At 50.9% G+C, this 15,806-nt stretch carries 15 protein-coding genes and 1 pseudogene; 5 read left to right on the top strand and 11 right to left on the bottom strand.

The annotated features are described in order from the left end of the window. Positions 1-95: 95 nt before the first annotated feature. Positions 96-1,352, bottom strand: coding sequence for an MFS transporter (locus tag MPHASIOC01_RS05705; RefSeq protein WP_353614147.1), 1,257 nt, complete (start codon positions 1,350-1,352; stop codon positions 96-98). A gap of 124 nt (positions 1,353-1,476) precedes the next feature. On the opposite strand from MPHASIOC01_RS05705, the gene MPHASIOC01_RS05710 reads away from it, so the two are divergent. The 3 genes from MPHASIOC01_RS05710 (at position 1,477) to bioD (ending at position 4,679) form a co-directional block, all read left to right on the top strand. Then, on the top strand, positions 1,477-2,373 hold the full coding sequence (locus MPHASIOC01_RS05710; RefSeq protein WP_064593435.1) for a LysR family transcriptional regulator: 897 nt from the start codon (positions 1,477-1,479) through the stop codon (positions 2,371-2,373). 142 nt (positions 2,374-2,515) lie between these two features. Continuing rightward, positions 2,516-3,736: a sugar metabolism global transcriptional regulator Mlc gene (gene mlc / locus MPHASIOC01_RS05715; protein ID WP_353614148.1), complete on the top strand. Its 1,221-nt coding sequence runs from the start codon at positions 2,516-2,518 to the stop codon at positions 3,734-3,736. A gap of 244 nt (positions 3,737-3,980) precedes the next feature. After that, on the top strand, positions 3,981-4,679 hold the full coding sequence (bioD, locus tag MPHASIOC01_RS05720; protein WP_064593438.1) for a dethiobiotin synthase: 699 nt from the start codon (positions 3,981-3,983) through the stop codon (positions 4,677-4,679). Here the strand turns inward: bioD and clcB are convergent. From clcB to MPHASIOC01_RS05750, 6 genes and pseudogenes are all read right to left on the bottom strand, one after another. After that, positions 4,629-5,915 carry a voltage-gated ClC-type chloride channel ClcB gene (gene clcB / locus MPHASIOC01_RS05725; protein WP_064593440.1) on the bottom strand — a complete coding sequence of 429 codons (1,287 nt, stop codon included), beginning with the start codon at positions 5,913-5,915 and terminating at the stop codon, positions 4,629-4,631. The genes bioD and clcB overlap by 51 nt on opposite strands. A 176-nt stretch (positions 5,916-6,091) precedes the next feature. Continuing rightward, the gene (gene dmsD / locus MPHASIOC01_RS05730) at positions 6,092-6,703 is read right to left on the bottom strand and encodes a Tat proofreading chaperone DmsD (RefSeq protein ID WP_353614149.1); all 612 of its coding nucleotides are present in this window, start codon (positions 6,701-6,703) and stop codon (positions 6,092-6,094) included. Positions 6,704-6,754: 51 nt separating this feature from the next. After that, on the bottom strand, positions 6,755-6,964 hold the full coding sequence (locus tag MPHASIOC01_RS05735; RefSeq protein WP_353614150.1) for a DmsC/YnfH family molybdoenzyme membrane anchor subunit: 210 nt from the start codon (positions 6,962-6,964) through the stop codon (positions 6,755-6,757). Positions 6,965-7,028: 64 nt separating this feature from the next. Then, positions 7,029-7,119: pseudogene (locus MPHASIOC01_RS05740) on the bottom strand (dimethyl sulfoxide reductase subunit B); the annotation flags it as partial. Beyond that, positions 7,115-9,553, bottom strand: a complete 2,439-nt coding sequence (ynfE, locus tag MPHASIOC01_RS05745; RefSeq protein WP_353614151.1) for a selenate/tellurate reductase subunit YnfE — start codon at positions 9,551-9,553, stop codon at positions 7,115-7,117. The gene ynfE and the pseudogene MPHASIOC01_RS05740, both read right to left, overlap by 5 nt. A gap of 295 nt (positions 9,554-9,848) precedes the next feature. After that, entirely contained in the window at positions 9,849-10,136 is a 288-nt protein-coding gene (locus tag MPHASIOC01_RS05750; protein WP_064593447.1) for a DUF1161 domain-containing protein, read from the bottom strand. Between the two features lie 111 nt (positions 10,137-10,247). Here MPHASIOC01_RS05750 and MPHASIOC01_RS05755 point away from each other — a divergent pair, with 111 nt between their 5' ends. Further along, positions 10,248-10,958: a YnfC family lipoprotein gene (locus tag MPHASIOC01_RS05755; protein ID WP_353614152.1), complete on the top strand. Its 711-nt coding sequence runs from the start codon at positions 10,248-10,250 to the stop codon at positions 10,956-10,958. Positions 10,959-10,992: 34 nt separating this feature from the next. On the opposite strand, the gene speG is transcribed toward MPHASIOC01_RS05755, so the two are convergent. Both speG and MPHASIOC01_RS05765 read right to left on the bottom strand, forming a co-directional pair. After that, positions 10,993-11,553, bottom strand: a complete 561-nt coding sequence (speG, locus tag MPHASIOC01_RS05760; RefSeq protein WP_064593452.1) for a spermidine N1-acetyltransferase — start codon at positions 11,551-11,553, stop codon at positions 10,993-10,995. Between the two features lie 52 nt (positions 11,554-11,605). Beyond that, positions 11,606-11,950, bottom strand: a complete 345-nt coding sequence (locus tag MPHASIOC01_RS05765) for a DUF1283 family protein (protein WP_064593453.1) — start codon at positions 11,948-11,950, stop codon at positions 11,606-11,608. A 382-nt stretch (positions 11,951-12,332) separates the two neighbouring features. Between MPHASIOC01_RS05765 and MPHASIOC01_RS05770 the strand changes: the two genes are divergently transcribed. Beyond that, the gene (locus MPHASIOC01_RS05770; RefSeq protein ID WP_353614153.1) at positions 12,333-13,799 is read left to right on the top strand and encodes a fructuronate reductase; all 1,467 of its coding nucleotides are present in this window, start codon (positions 12,333-12,335) and stop codon (positions 13,797-13,799) included. A gap of 161 nt (positions 13,800-13,960) precedes the next feature. Here the strand turns inward: MPHASIOC01_RS05770 and MPHASIOC01_RS05775 are convergent, their stop codons facing one another. Together MPHASIOC01_RS05775 and ydfG are read right to left on the bottom strand one after the other, a co-directional pair. Then, positions 13,961-14,650: a GntR family transcriptional regulator gene (locus tag MPHASIOC01_RS05775; protein WP_064593454.1), complete on the bottom strand. Its 690-nt coding sequence runs from the start codon at positions 14,648-14,650 to the stop codon at positions 13,961-13,963. 88 nt (positions 14,651-14,738) lie between these two features. Next, positions 14,739-15,488 carry a bifunctional NADP-dependent 3-hydroxy acid dehydrogenase/3-hydroxypropionate dehydrogenase YdfG gene (gene ydfG, locus MPHASIOC01_RS05780; protein WP_353614154.1) on the bottom strand — a complete coding sequence of 250 codons (750 nt, stop codon included), beginning with the start codon at positions 15,486-15,488 and terminating at the stop codon, positions 14,739-14,741. Positions 15,489-15,806: the final 318 nt, after the last annotated feature.

The following is a 15,806-nucleotide window of genomic DNA, read 5'->3' on the forward strand; positions in this document are numbered from 1 at the left end:
TGAAGATTTCAGGCATGACGTGCAAACGGTATATATTTACCGCCTCTTATTCAGGTTGCCTGTTTGAGCATGCCATAAACAAGAGGCTTATTTTTCTAGTGTGCTTTGAAATGCAACCGGGCTCCGGTACACAGAGCCAGGCAAAGTAACAGGGCGATAAACCCGGCAACGCCCGGCCAACCAGCGTTATGCCAGAAAACGCCACCTAAGGTGCCCGCCAGGCTGGAACCCAGGTAATAACAGAACAGGTACAATGATGAAGCCTGGCCTTTGGCCCGGCGTGCGCGTTGCCCAATCCAGCCGCTGGCAACAGCGTGAGCGGCAAAGAACCCGGCCGAGAACAACAGCATGCCAATAAATATTGCCCACAGATTATTGAATAACGTGATAAGCACGCCACACAACATAATTGCCGTGAATAAAATCATGACTGGCCCGCGGCCATACTTATTGGTCATTGCTCCTGCTCTGGGGGAGCTCCAGGTACCAGTCAGGTAAACCACCGACAACAACCCAACCACAGCCTGGCTCAGGAACCAGGGCGCAGACATCAGGCGGTAGCCAATATAGTTAAATAATGTGACAAACGCGCCCATTAACAAAAAACCTGTCGCAAATAGCAGAGGAAGACCATCATCCCGCCAGTGCAGGAGAAAGTTAATCAGCAGCGTTTTAGGCCGTAGTGAAGCAGGGCGGAAATGACGCGAAGCAGGCAAAATGCGCCAAAACATTAAGGCGGAAGCCAGCGCAAAACAACCGATGAAACCCATGGCGATACGCCAGGAGAATAAGTCCGTCACCACACCGGTAATCAGGCGGCCACTCATGCCACCAATTGAGTTCCCACTAATATAAAGCCCCATAGAAAATGCCACTACGCTTGGGTGTATTTCTTCACTGAGATAAGTCATCCCTACAGCGGCAACACCACTGAGCGCCAGGCCTGTCAGTGCGCGCATAATCAGGATCCCTTGCCAGGTTGGCATAATCGTGGCAAGGATGGTACAAGCTGCCGCCAACAGAAGCGCCGCAACCATAATGGGTTTGCGCCCCATGGCATCTGAAAGTGGTCCGGTAAACAGCAAACCAACCGCCAGCAACCCAGTGGACATAGACAGTGAAATACTGGCGCTGGCAGCCGAAATGCCAAATTCGTGGGATAGAATTGGCAAAATAGGTTGTACACAATAGAGCAACGCGAAAGTGGCCAGGCCTGCGGTAAACAGGGCAAGGGTCACACGCATAAACTGGGGAGTACCACGCTTGATAAACTCAGAACTTACCGGTGCTTCAGAAGGTTTACCGTCAATAACTCTGCCCGGTGCAGAGGTGACGATGGTTGTACGGCTCACACGAATCCCTAATTTTTCTCTCTTCCCCCGCATTCAATGGGACGGGGTAACCACCTGGTGTAGGGTAGGAATTTTCGATTATTCTGTCTAATATATTAATAATCTCAAATAATATTTATAAAGTATGAATATCGAATTGCGCCATTTACGCTATTTTATTGCGGTTGCGGAAGAGTGTCATTTTGGGCGGGCTGCTGCGCGGCTGAATATTTCCCAGCCACCACTGAGCCAGCAAATCCAGATTCTGGAGCAGCAAATTGGTGCACGCTTACTGGCCCGCACCAACCGGAGTGTCAGCCTTACGGCTGCGGGGCAACAATTTCTGGCAGATGCACGGCAAATTCTTATCCAGGTCGAAGCGGCTGCAACTCGTGCGGAGCGATTGCACCAGGGGGAAATTGGCGAGCTACGCCTGGGTTTTACCTCCTCAGCGCCATTTATCAAATCTGTTTCGGCATCTTTATCTGCTTTTCGCCGCCAGTACCCCGGTGTGCATATGCAAACTCTTGAAATCAATACTCGTGCACAAATCGCGCCCTTGAGTGAGGGAGCGCTGGATCTTGGCCTGATGCGTAATACCACATTGCCGGATACGCTTGAATGGCAGGTCATTCTGCGCGAGCCATTGCTGGCGATGCTTCCCATGGATCATCATCTTGCCCGCCGGTCAGTAATTCCATTAACTGAACTGGCAAAAGAACCCTTTGTTTTTTTTGATCCTCATGTGGGAACGGGTTTGTACGATGAAATTCTGGGGCTATTGCGCCGATATAATTTGACTGCGCAAATTACCCAGGAAGTGGGAGAAGCAATGACAATAATTGGCCTGGTTTCCGCAGGCCTCGGGGTGTCGATTTTGCCGGCTTCATTTCGCCGGGTACAACTTAAAGAGATGGTCTGGGTTCCCCTTGATGTCCATGATGCGGTTTCAGAAATGTGGCTGGTCTGGTCGCGCCATCATGAGCAGAGCGCTGCGGCACAGCATTTCAAAAATCTGCTGTTAACATCAATCAAAGGCTAATAAAGGGTTAATAATTCGCCAGTACATGAGTAAAAATGTGCGTTAATTCACAAGGCTGGGTAAATATTTGACGGCGAGTACGGAAGTGCTTCACCATAGCGCTGAAGATTATTTCGAAGCGCGAAAATAAAGGGAGCCGTCCGTGGTGGTTGACAGCCAGCCAGGCCATATAGATCAAATTAAGCAGACCAATGCAGGTGCCGTTTATCGCCTGATTGATCAACTCGGCCCGGTTTCCCGCATTGACCTTTCACGCCTGGCGCAACTGGCGCCTGCCAGTATCACGAAAATCGTGCGTGAACTGTTGGAAGTGCATCTGGTTCAGGAGACTGAAATTCAGGAGCCGGGTAGCCGTGGCCGTCCGGCAATTGGCCTGCAGGTAGAAACCGAGGCCTGGCATTATTTGTCGGTGCGTATTTCTCGTGGCGAAATCAGCCTGGCATTACGTGATCTGAGCGGCAAAGCCGTGGTCGAAGAGAACATACCGTTTGCGCAGTCCGGCGATGAGCCATTTCTTGAACGGCTTGTCAAAGAAGTGGATGCATTTTTTACCCGCAATCAGTCCCGCCTGGAGCGGTTAACGGCGATTGCTATCACTTTGCCCGGTATAATTGATACGGAAAATGGCATCGTGCACAGCATGCCGTTTTATGCCGATGTAAAAGAAATGCCTCTTGGTAGTACGCTGGAAAACCATACCGGTGTGCCTGTGTATATTCAGCATGATATCAGCGCATGGACTATGGCTGAGTCATTATTTGGCGCATCGCGTGGAGCCCGCGATATTATTCAGGTTGTTATCGACCACAATGTGGGTGCTGGTGTGATAACCGACGGGCGGTTGCTGCATGCTGGCAGCAGCAGTCTGGTGGAGATTGGGCACACCCAGGTCGACCCATGGGGGAAGCGTTGCTACTGTGGAAATCACGGTTGCCTGGAAACCATTGCCAGTACAGACAGTGTACTTGAGCTGGCACAGCAGCGCCTGGGCCAGTCGATGAGCAGCATGCTGCATGACCAGCCTTTATCCGTTGAATCCCTGTGTGATGCTGCGCTGAAAGGGGATTTACTGGCAAAAGATATTATTACCGGCGTGGGCACCAATGTGGGGCGTATTCTGGCAATTATGGTGAATTTATTTAACCCACAAAAAATACTGATTGGCTCACCACTGAACAGGGCCGCAGCTATTCTCTACCCGGCAATGACCAATTGCATACACCAGCAGTCGTTACCGGCATACAGCCGCCATATCCGGGTAGAGTCTACCCAGTTCAATAACCGTGGCACGATGGCTGGAGCCGCACTGGTAAAAGACGCGATGTATAACGGATCTTTACTCATCCGTCTGTTACAAGGGTAACAATTTGTCGTAACCACACTAAAAATTGCGCTACCTCAAACTGGCTGTCTGAGGATTCTTTTAGAATTTCTGCACTGAATTATTTATTCCATTAACTATCCCCAAATAATTTAAGTTGCAGAACAGGCCTGCTTACGTGGGTTTGAGTGTGGTCGCAATCACCTTTCCAACACAGTATTCGGCACATCTGGCAACTTGGAGTACGAGGGGCCTTTCTTCCCTTACAATATCGGTGGAGTCAGCCATGCTGAAGCGTTTTTTTGTCACGGGAACGGATACAGCTGTTGGTAAGACAGTCGTGTCCCGTGCGTTACTTCAGGCGTTGGTGTCAGCGGGACATACTGCTGCAGGGTATAAACCTGTAGCCAAAGGCAGTCAGGAGACACCGGAAGGGTTACGTAACCGGGATGCACTTGTGCTGCAATCGGTCTCATCGCTTGAATTACCTTATGATGCCGTCAATCCTGTCGCTCTGAGCGAAGAGGAAAGCAGTGTTGCTCACAGCTTCCCTATTAACTACAGCCTGTTATCTGATGGCCTGGCGAAGTTATCCGGCCAGGTTCAGCATGTGGTTGTTGAAGGTACCGGGGGCTGGCGCAGCCTGATGAACGACCTGCGGCCACTTTCTGAGTGGGTGGTGCAGGAACAATTGCCGGTACTGATGGTGGTGGGTATCCAGGAAGGGTGCATCAACCACGCATTGCTCACGGCGCAGGCTGTCGCCAGTGACGGTCTGCCGCTGCTTGGCTGGGTGGCTAACCGCATTAACCCATGTCTGGCGCACTATGCAGAAATTATTGATGTAATGAGTAAAAAAATCCCGGCACCGCTGGTAGGGGAAGTACCCTATTTACCACGGGCGGAACAGCGGGATTTGGCCCGATATCTTGATCTATCCGTACTGGGCCTTACGGTAAATCGAGTCCGGCCACAGCCAGCGTGACAGCACGGAAGCAATAACACTGGCCAGTAACAGGGCGGGTAACAAAGTATACTCGCCTGTCATTTCGCACACCATCAATGCCGCCATGATAGGCGCATGGGTGGTGGCGGCAAGTAATGCTGCCATTCCTGTCAGGCCGAAGCAGAGCACGCTTTCGGTATCCACGCCATGGAGCATTCCCCACAAACGCCCGGCACATAACCCTGTTGCCACACCAATAAATAAGGTGGGTGTGAAAACCCCGCCTGGGGCACCGGAACAACTGCTCGCCAGCACAGCCAACAGCTTACACAGTAAAATCAGGCCAATAAACCCGAACAGTGGAGGCTGGCTCAAAAATGCCTGAACAACGCTGTAACCATTACCCCAGACCATGGGAGTAAATGCAGAAAGGCAACCCACTATAGCGCCACCAGCCATCAGCCTGAGCGGTAAGGGCGCTATTTTTTGAAAGCCTTTACGGCTGGCGGACATCAGCCTGAGCAATAATGCTCCCCAGCACCCCATAACCACGCCAAGTAGCGCCATTTCCAGGTATTGAGAAGGTGATGGCGCGGTAAGAGGTATCACCTGGTAGAGCGTGGTTCTGCCGTCACTGAGCAGGAGTGTCACCAGTTGTGCACTCACCGCAGCAATTACCACTGGCCCAAGCGAAGCCAGCATTAAGGTGCCAAACAACACTTCGGCAATAAACAGGCTTCCTGCAAGCGGGGCATGATAGGCGCTGGCCATCCCGGCCGCAGCACCGCAGGCCAGCCATAATTTCCACTCTTCGCGTGGTGTCAGGTAGTGGCACAGTTTGGCAGCAGCTAGCGAGGCAAGCAATATCATGGCACCTTCCCGGCCAATTGCGCTGCCGGTAGAAACCACAATCAGTGAGGCACCGGATTTAACCAGGCTGCGTTGTGTGTCAAGCTGGCCGTCGCCACTTTCAATGGCTTCCATATAGTCGTCCGGGCCGTGAGGGTGTTGGTACGAATAGCGCTGCCATAGCCACAGTACCAGTCCGGCCAGTAACCCCCCTGTCGCGGGTGTCAAAATACGTCGCCACACAGGTAAGGCATCGGCTGCCGCAACCAGGCTGCCACCATGACTTCCCAAAACTGCATTTTCCAAAAACAGTAATGTTTGGCGAAATAACCAGACCGCGAGTGCTGCGGCAATACCTGTGACAACGGCCAGCAACAGGCGGCGCAACATACTGCGAATTTCCGGAAAAGGGTGAAGACGACGCATGGCAAAGATTCCCCAGAGTTAATCTTTATTTTAACTATCTATCAGTTGGTTAGCATTCTGGTTATAAGGTTATATTGAAACGAAATATAACAAAAGGTGACACTGTCACTTAAAGGCTGATTAATTAACAATCAGGCCTGACAATAGACCGCCAGGTCTGATGAGTTAAACACCATTCAGCGCCATAAAGGTTTATCAGCTACCGGGACTGGTGAGCCTGCCTGCCATTGGTGGAGAGTAACTTGTGTGAGTTGGCTCAGTGCAGAGTAAAAATCGCCAGGTTCACTTTCGCCCAGTACATTGAGAAACCTGGGAGCCCAGGGAAGTATATGCCACGCCAGCAGTTCGTTGGTGGCCTGTTCCTGGCCATTTTCCGCCAACCAGGCAGCCAGCATAAGAAGGGTGCCGATATGGTCTTCCGGTTCATTCTGGTTGGTTTCATGTTGAATACCCAGTTGTTGCATCCAGCTACGTAACGCAAGCAAAGAGTCGCCAAACAGGACATTTTCTTTATCAAGCCAGACGGAACCCCAGGGGGGAGCAGGCAGGGCGTCTGGTCCAATAAATAACCGTTGCCACGTTTCATCCAGTTTCCGCAGATGTGGCGCAGCGAGCCGCATTCTCTGTGCAATACTGTTCAGCCTGTCATCTGCCCAGGGCCAGTCTTGTAGCCAGCTACCGGACGTGAAAGCGTCAACTAACGAGTGCGTTTGTGGTGCTTGTGGGGAAAAATAAAACAGCGCACCCAGTGCGCGTCCTGTCAGGGCAATATTCTCCAGGCGGGACATGTTACACCTCAATTAACAGTGAATAAGTGGGCGTCCTCGCCCACAGAAAGTTCAGTTTTCTACAACCATACCAACAGTTACACCCAGACCATAGAACAACCCGCGGCCAGTCCATTCACCGAGAATAACCAGCCCCCATCCGCTGAGCAAGGCTGGTAACGATGGATTCTTGCGTCGCACCAGTGGGCAGGCCCGGCAACCCCGCCCTGAGACCAGCAATACCATGTGTGTTGTTCGCCATTGAGCATAGTGAGAAAGCAAAGTAGTGGCCTGCTGTACTGAGCTGTGAATCCCGGCAAGAGGGGGTGTCTGCGCGTGGTGTAATACACAGGGCCAAAATCCAGCGCCCGTAACAGGCAGGATTCAACGCAAGACTGTTTTTCACCTTCAGCGACACGGGAATAACAGCCATCACAATACCTTCTCTATTTCAACGAGGTTGGTATGCTGCGGGTTGCCTTTCGCCAGCGGAGACGGACGCTGTGTGGTTAATGTGTTGACGCATGCGCCGTGGTCAATACGGTCCCCATTCATACTGGCATTATGCCATGCGCCCTGGCCCATAGCGGTTACGCCGGGCATAATGCGCGGTGTCACTTTCGCGGGAATACGTAGCTCTCCACGTTCATTAAATACCCGCACCATATCTCCTTGTTGGATGCCGCGCTGTTGGGCGTCTACTGGGTTGATCCACACTTCCTGGCGGCAGGCAGCCTGCAGGACATCAACATTGCCATAGGATGAATGAGTGCGCGCCTTATAATGAAATCCAAATAACTGTAAAGGCCACTGACGGCGGTCTGATGAATCCCAGCCTTCAAACGTGCTGGCATAAATGGGGAGTGGGCTGATGACCTCATCAGGTTTGATTTCCCACTGTCTGGCAATGTCTGCCAGCCGGGAAGAGTAAATTTCAATTTTTCCGGAAGGCGTTTTCAATGGATGCGCCACCGGATCATCGCGAAAGTCTTTATAGGCCACGAAATGCCCGTCCGGGTCTTTGCGCTTATAAATACCCATTTCACGCAGTGCTTCATATTGCGGGAGTTTGGGATCACGGGCGATCATTTTGCTGTACAGGTACTGCAACCATTCACGCTGGGTCCGGCCTTCAGTAAATTTCTGGTAAATATCCGGGCCGAGCCTGCGGGCAATTTCACTGGTTATCCAGTAAATGGGTTTACGTTCAAATTTTGCAGAAGTTGCTGGCTGGATAAATATCAGGTAGCCCATGTTTCCTGCATAATCATTGGGAATAATATCTTCCTGCTCAACGGTCATCAGGTCTGGCAACAGAATATCGGCGTATTTAGCCGAAGCAGTTAAAAAGTTGTCGATAACCACGATCATTTCGCACTGTTTATCGTCCTGCAAAATATCATGGGTACGGTTTATCTGGGCATGCTGATTCACCAGCGTGTTGCCTGCATAGTTCCAGATAAATTTAATGGGCACATCGAGTTTTTCTTTACCTCTCACCCCGTCGCGCAGCGCAGTCATCTCCGGCCCACGGGTAATGGCATCTGTCCATGTGAAACAGGAAATCGCGGTTTTAACCGGGTTATCCAGTACTGGCATACGTTCAATGGTAATGGTCCAGGTCGATTCACGCGCACCACTGTTACCACCGTTGATGCCAACATTACCGGTCAGAATGGGGAGCATCGCTATTGCGCGGGATGTCAGTTCACCATTAGCCTGGCGCTGCGGCCCCCAACCCTGGCAAATGTAGGCTGGTTTGGTACTGCCTATTTCCCGGGCAAGCTGGATAATTTTGTCGGCAGGAATACCCGTAATAGCCGATGCCCACTGTGGCGTTTTCGGCGTTTTATCCTCTCCAGCGCCTAATATCCAGGCTTTATAATGGCCATTAGCAGGCGCATCCGCAGGGAGTGTTTTCTCGTCATAGCCAACGCAATAGTCATCTAAAAATGCCTGGTCAACTAAATTCTCGGTAATCAGAACCCAGGCCATTCCCGAAACCAGAGCGGCATCCGTACCCGGACGAATGGGAACCCACTCATCCTCACGGCCAGCGGCGGTATCGGTGTAGCGGGGGTCAATTATTATCATTCTGGCATTGGATATTGCCCGAGCCTGCTCAAGGAAATAAGTGATCCCGCCGCCGCTCATGCGGGTTTCTGCCGGGTTATTGCCAAACATCACCACCAGTTTGCTATTTTGAATATCCGAAGTGCTGTTACCCAGGTTACTGCCATAGGTATAAGGCATGGCACAGGAAATTTGTGCGGTGCTGTAAGTCCCGTATTGGTTGAGAAAACCGCCATAGCAGTTCATCAGCCGGGTGACCAACGATGCCGAAGGTGAGGAGCGTGTGATATTGCCGCCAACAATGCCGGAGCTGTAATTGATATAGACAGCTTCATTACCCCAGGTTTTCACCACCCGCTTCAGGTTAGCGGTAAGGGTATCCAGAGCTTCATCCCAGGAGATGCGCCTGAATTTTCCTTCACCGCGTTTACCGACTCGCTTCATTGGGTAATTCAGCCTGTCCGGATGGTTCATTCTGCGGCGAATTGAGCGGCCCCGCAGGCAGGCACGCACCTGGTGATCACCATAAATATCAAACCCGGTATTATCTGTTTCGACCCAGGTGACTTCATCATTAGTGACGTGCAGGCGCAGTGCGCAACGGCTGCCACAGTTAACTGAGCAGGCACCCCAAACCACTTTATCTCCGGCGGGAGCCATACCCTGTTTCATGGCCGCAGTGGCAGGGCGCAGGCCGAATGGCAAACTCACACCACCGGCGGCCAGTGCCAGCCCACTTAACATGCCAGATTTGACCAGCGTCCGGCGGCTGATACCGCTATGTTCATCGCTCGACATAACTCGCTCCATCGAAAAAATGAGTAACTACAACCTGAAAAGAATGGATGAAAGCGTAAATGGCTGCGCGGTAATGCCTGTGGACTACTACGGGCTTTTGCACAGGGAACGCTTCCGTCGTTTTTAGTTACCAGACTAATAATTTTTAATATGCAGTGTGGCAGGGTGGATGGAGTAAAATATTATTTCGTATCAAATATCAGCGGGTTTTGTGTGATAAAAAAAGGGACTGGCAGGGTAGTCAATAACAGGCGTGGCTCATCAAAGTGTGGCCACGCCGGGGGAAGAAATGCTATCAGGGTGATGGCGTGTGCATTTCGCTGTCGCTGGTATTATCGGTGTTATCGCCTTTTTGGTAGAGAATTTTAAAGGTATCGTTTGCACAATGGCCAACTACCTGCGCTCCTGGTTGTTCTGCCTGGTCATTGGCTACAATCGAAAGCGAGAAGTTATCCGGGTCAACACCATTATGGATGATACGTTGTTCAATATCGGCTTTTACCCGTTCGCAGGATGCCGGTGCAGCCAGGGCAGAGAAGCTAAAACACAGTAACAATGCGGTAGGCCATAAAACGGCTTTCATCGGTATTACCTCCTGAATTTGTGTGATACCTCAGTCTGGCAGATAATAGGTAAAGTACTGTATTGCTTTATATCATTTAAACAGGTTAATTCTGATTTGCTAAGGAACTATGTGCGATACGTCATTCCAGTGAGTTTTATGGCGATTCTCCTCGCAGGTTGCGATGACAATCAGCCCCCTAAGGCACTGACGCCTGAAATGGCCAGTTTTTCTAATGAATTCGATTTCGATCCAGTGCGCGGCCCGGTAAAAAAGCTGACCGAAACATTGCTCAATGAAGATGGGAAAGTTGAGCGGCGCTTCCATGCCACGTTATCGCAGGAAGGGTGTTTTAACACAATGGATATGCATGATGTGTCGCGTAACACCGATTCGTCTTTACTCCTCGATGCTAATTACTATGTTAATGCTATTACTCAGGAAAAGCTGATTCGGCTACAGGGAAAATGCCAACTGGAGTCCATTCCTGCAGCAGGAGTGACATACCAGACCAATGACAATGATTTCGTGACAGGCGTGTCCAGTAAAGATTTGCATATCACTTATCGCTACGCGGCGAACGGGTTTCCTCTGGGGCGGGTAACCAGGAGAGGTGACCAGACGCTGGAGATCCGGAACATTCCAGTAAAAGACACGCGCAAGCTGCTTGATTACCAAACACAAACCTGGGTAAATGGTAAACAGGTTAGCCAGACGGTACAAACCTGCGACTATGACCGTCACGATAACCCGACAACCTGTGAGATAGAAAGTAACAGCGTTGCGGCGCAACCCGAAACGCAAACCCGGTATACAGTAAAGTACGAAATTGAATATTACTGACAGTTACTGGCTGTGTGCCAGGCTGTGAGTACGCTTACTGCGCAGTGGGTTTCACCATCCCACTCGCGGGTATTTTGTGCAGTGCCATATATTGGTGCTGCAGAATATACATTCTGATGGTGTTGCGATATTCGCCATTAATAAAGAACTCATCTACCAGCTCACCTTCTACAATGAAGCCCAGCTTTTTGTAGATGTGAATGGCTTTGACGTTTTCTTTATCAACAATCAGGTAGAGTTTATATAGGTTGAGAACGGTAAACCCGTAATCCATAGCGAGTTTTGCAGCTCTGGATGCCAGGCCTTTACCCTGAAACTCTGGGGAGATAATTATCTGGAATTCCGCGCGACGGTGGACATGATTAATCTCCACCAGTTCAACCAGACCCGCTTTTTGCCCCTCGCACTCCACAACAAAACGGCGTTCACTTTGGTCATGAATATGCTTGTCATACAAGTCAGATAGCTCGACAAAAGCTTCATAGGGCTCTTCAAACCAGTAACGCATAACACTGGCATTGTTATCGAGCTGGTGGACAAAGCGCAAATCTTCGCGCTCCAGCGGGCGCAGTTTTATTTCATCAAACCCTGACATGTTTTATTCCCTGTGTTTGAGATGTGCTCCCGGCTGGCGGGAGCGGGAGAGGTTATTGAGCTATCTGACGGCCAGTGTTGCGGTCCAGGCAGCGTAATGTGTTCGGCTCCCAGTACGCATTAACATTGGCACTTTTCAGGCAACGGTCACGAGCGTCGAATGCTGCATCTTCCTTATCCCATTCTTTTTCAACCCGTTTATTAACCTTGTTACGCAAAGAACGCGTGTCATTCCATTGCTCTTTATCCATTGCTGCGTTTTGACGGCTCTGCGCGCTGTCACCTGACTCAATAATCAGTTTATCTGTCTTCGATAATGCAGGGGCTGAAAATGCCACAGCACTGGCCAGCAGGGCGACAGGCAGTAATGAAGTTAACAATTGTCCTGCTTTATTCATAGAGACTCCTTATTCACACAATCACCGGATCCTTGTTTTGTATTTACGCACAGGAAGGCCCGGGCACCTGCCGTAAATTATCACGAGTATATAACATTGTAATGCCAGCTCAACACTACCGGTATATCTCGTTGCAATTACATACAGGTTAATGATAAGTCCAGGACAGGCCCAGGTTTTATCACGGGCTGTTATCCGCAAGAGCCAGACTGTTCTTGCGAGTAACAAAACGCAATTTCATTTTATTTTGTGACTGTTATCACAATTAACTACCATTCTAGTCTTGTAGTAGGGGAAATATGTCGTACATCATGAAAGCACAACACTGAGTCTGCCAGGATAACGCCATCCTGGTTCAATCCGCTTAATGATGAGTTTAATAATGGAAAAGACGTTATTAGCAGCAAACGCAACCTGTCCAGCCTATGACAGAAATGCCCTTAAAACCCGCATTGTTCACCTGGGTTTTGGTGCGTTCCACCGCGCCCATCAGGGGGTTTATGCCGATATTCTTGCCGCTGAACACCAAAGCGACTGGGGTTATTGCGAAGTTAATCTGATTGGCGGCGAACAGCAAATTGCTGACTTACACCGCCAGGATAACCTGTATACCGTCGCTGAAATGTCCGCCGATAACTGGCAGGCGCGCGTAGTGGGCGTGGTAAAACGTGCCATGCACGTCTCTGTTGATGGCCTGGACGCGGTTCTGGAAGCCATGTGTGAGCCTCAGGTGGCGATTGTCTCCCTGACCATTACAGAAAAAGGGTACTGCCACTCCCCGGCAACAGGTGAACTCAACCTGGACAACCCGCTGATTGCCGAAGATTTACGCCACCCGCAACAACCGAAATCGGCTGCCGGTGTGATTGTTGCCGCGCTGGCATTACGCAAAGCGCGCGGTCTGGCGCCATTCAGCGTGATGTCATGCGATAACATGCCGGAAAATGGCCATGTTACCCGCAACGTTGTGCTGGCATATGCCCGCCAGGTTGATGCTGCGCTGGCAAGCTGGATTGAGCAGCACGTCACTTTCCCGTGCACCATGGTTGACCGTATTGTGCCTGCCGTGACAGCAGATACGCTGGCTAAAATTGAACAGATTACCGGGGTTGCTGACCCGGCCGGTGTTGCCTGTGAACCTTTCCGCCAGTGGGTGATTGAAGATAACTTTGTCGCTGGCCGCCCTGAATGGGAAAAAGCCGGCGCACAGCTGGTCAGTGATGTTATCCCATTTGAAGAGATGAAATTACGGATGCTTAACGGCAGCCACTCATTCCTGGCTTATCTGGGTTATCTTGCCGGTTACCAGCATATTAACGACTGTATGGGCGACGATAACTATCGCCGTGCCGCACATGCCCTGATGCTGCGTGAACAGGCACCAACACTGCAGGTTCAGGGCGTTGACCTGGCGCGTTATGCTGATTTGTTGATTGAGCGTTACACCAACCCGGCGCTGCGCCATCGTACCTGGCAAATTGCGATGGATGGCAGCCAGAAGTTACCGCAACGCATGCTGGATTCAGTTCGCTGGCATCGCGCACATAACAGTGATTTCTCACTGCTGGCGTTGGGGGTTGCCGGGTGGATGCGCTATGTCGGTGAGGTGGATGAACAAGGCCAGCCCATCGAGGTGATGGACCCGCTATTGCCTGTTATCCGTGAAGCTACTGCCGCTTCGGTGGAAGATGATTCACGGGTTAAGGCTTTGCTGGGGATAAGCGCGATTTTTGGTACAGATTTACCCCAGGACCCGGTTTTTGTGGGCGCAGTCACCCGGGCCTGGCGTTCACTACTGGCGAATGGCGCAAAAGCGACGGTTGCCGCATGGGCTCAGGCGAATGCCTGATTGCCTGCTACTGGCACAGTGATTTATGTTTAATCAACCAAACCCGCTGCGGCGGGTTTTTTTACGCTCAGAGATTAGTCAGATGCCACTAAACAATCTCCAACTGGTCATTGCGAACGTAAACTTGCCGGTGAATAACGCGAAACCGGCATTAAGCGGGCTTATTGCTCTTCCGTAAACCAGTCGCGGTTTTCCTGGCGGATTAGCAAAACAGAGGCGCTAATCTCAGCCAGATGCTGATGCATGGTTTCGTCCGCCAGTTGTTCATCATGCTTTTCCAGCGCCCGGAATATCGCCCAGTGCTGCTCCAGCAACATCTCATGAGGTGTAACGTGGTCAAGGCTCATAAAACGCACCCGGTCCATTGCCGCTTTAATATTCTCAATGGTCTCCCACGCCAGGCGACACTGGGCAATATCACACAGAATTTGGTGAAAATCGTCGTCCAGTTGGAAAAAATCGTTCAGCTGGTGGCGGTCAATTGCCGTGCGCTGCTGATTAAGGTTTTGCTCTAACTGGTAAAGTTGTGCATCGGTAACCAGTATGGCGGCCCGACGTACCACCGCGCGCTCTATCGCTTCCCGGACAAAACCGCCACTACGTACCTGGTTCAGGGAGATTTTGTTGACATAACTTCCGCGTTGAGGACGAATCTGGATCAGACCATTTTCTGCCAGTTTGATGAACGCCTCACGTACCGGCTGGCGCGAAACGTCAAAACGCAGTGACACTTCTTTTTCTGAAAGCGGGGTGCCGGGTGGAATCAGGCAGTGAACGATATCGCGCCGCAAAATGCGGTATATCTGCTGATTGACAGGTTGAGTAGGGTTGAGATGCGTTTCTTCGGTCATGGTTTGTCTTTTGTTAGAGTAAACCCAATGATTTTACCCTGTTTTTGGCGGTTCGCCCATACCCGGCTGGCAAGCCGGGTGGGGAAAATCAGGCGGAGCGATGGACAGTTAACCCACCAAACGTCTGGCTGACGGGCATCATTTCAAGTGTGTTGATATTGACATGCGCAGGCAGCGTGGCAACCCACCAGACTGCCTCGGTGACATCTTCCGGGCTCAGTGGTTGCGTGTTCTGATAGGTTTTATCTGCTTTATCGTCATCACCTTTAAAGCGCACATTGGAAAATTCCGTGCCCCCAACCAGGCCTGGTTCAATATCGGTTACCCGCACCCCGGTACCATTCAGGTCGGTACGCAGATTCAGGCTGAACTGGCGAACAAACGCTTTGGTTGCCCCATAAACATTGCCACCTGCATAAGGCCAGCTTCCGGCAGTGGAACCAATATTAATAACATGCCCGCGGTTACGTTCAACCATGCCAGGCAACACCGCGCGTGTCATATATACCAGGCCTTTGGTATTGGTATCAATCATGGTTTCCCAGTCATCCGCGCTGGCTTTATGTGCAGGTTCTAAACCCAGAGCCAACCCGGCGTTATTTACCAGAACATCGATATTGCGCCATTCGGCGGACAATGAGCTGATAGCGGATTCAATCGCCGCACGATTACGTACATCAAGTTGAATGGTCAGCACACTGTCGCCCAGGGCGTCCTGCAATGTCTTTAAACGCTCAGCTCTGCGCCCGGTAGCAATAACTCTATGTCCGTTTGCCACAAAACGACGAGTGATTGCTTCACCAAACCCGGCTGTTGCGCCTGTAACCAGAATAAGCATCTGTGTTTCCTCTACATTTTTGCGTGGTTTTGCCCATGGACGTTCAGGCAGTGGTGATACAGCAAGTGATTGTTCGGTAACCCGGATGACCCGCACGACTGCCTGAAACAGAAACTATACCTTAGCACGCAAAACATAAGCTTGAGAACTCTGCCCGGATGACGACAGCAACGCGATGTTCCTTAATGGTGCAACTGAACCATTAAAGTGCAGCCAGCGTACGCGAAAATGTGCGGTAAACCGGCCTGATAAACTAAAATAATAAAGGGCAAACGGTTGCTTTAATATGCAACCGTTTGCGCCTGAGAAAAATAGCCT

Source organism: Mangrovibacter phragmitis (assembly GCF_040429585.1).
Lineage (GTDB): Bacteria > Pseudomonadota > Gammaproteobacteria > Enterobacterales > Enterobacteriaceae > Mangrovibacter > Mangrovibacter phragmitis.

Excerpts from the sequence above, each read along its gene's own strand:
- MPHASIOC01_RS05710 (WP_064593435.1), top strand. The coding sequence starts at position 1,477 with ATGAATATCGAATTGCGCCATTTACGCTATTTTATTGCGGTTGCGGAA.
- bioD (WP_064593438.1), top strand. The coding sequence starts at position 3,981 with ATGCTGAAGCGTTTTTTTGTCACGGGAACGGATACAGCTGTTGGTAAG.
- clcB (WP_064593440.1), bottom strand. The coding sequence starts at position 5,915 with ATGCGTCGTCTTCACCCTTTTCCGGAAATTCGCAGTATGTTGCGCCGC.
- dmsD (WP_353614149.1), bottom strand. The coding sequence starts at position 6,703 with ATGTCCCGCCTGGAGAATATTGCCCTGACAGGACGCGCACTGGGTGCG.
- ynfE (WP_353614151.1), bottom strand. The coding sequence starts at position 9,553 with ATGTCGAGCGATGAACATAGCGGTATCAGCCGCCGGACGCTGGTCAAA.
- MPHASIOC01_RS05750 (WP_064593447.1), bottom strand. The coding sequence starts at position 10,136 with ATGAAAGCCGTTTTATGGCCTACCGCATTGTTACTGTGTTTTAGCTTC.
- speG (WP_064593452.1), bottom strand. The coding sequence starts at position 11,553 with ATGTCAGGGTTTGATGAAATAAAACTGCGCCCGCTGGAGCGCGAAGAT.
- MPHASIOC01_RS05765 (WP_064593453.1), bottom strand. The coding sequence starts at position 11,950 with ATGAATAAAGCAGGACAATTGTTAACTTCATTACTGCCTGTCGCCCTG.
- MPHASIOC01_RS05770 (WP_353614153.1), top strand. The coding sequence starts at position 12,333 with ATGGAAAAGACGTTATTAGCAGCAAACGCAACCTGTCCAGCCTATGAC.
- MPHASIOC01_RS05775 (WP_064593454.1), bottom strand. The coding sequence starts at position 14,650 with ATGACCGAAGAAACGCATCTCAACCCTACTCAACCTGTCAATCAGCAG.
- ydfG (WP_353614154.1), bottom strand. The coding sequence starts at position 15,488 with ATGCTTATTCTGGTTACAGGCGCAACAGCCGGGTTTGGTGAAGCAATC.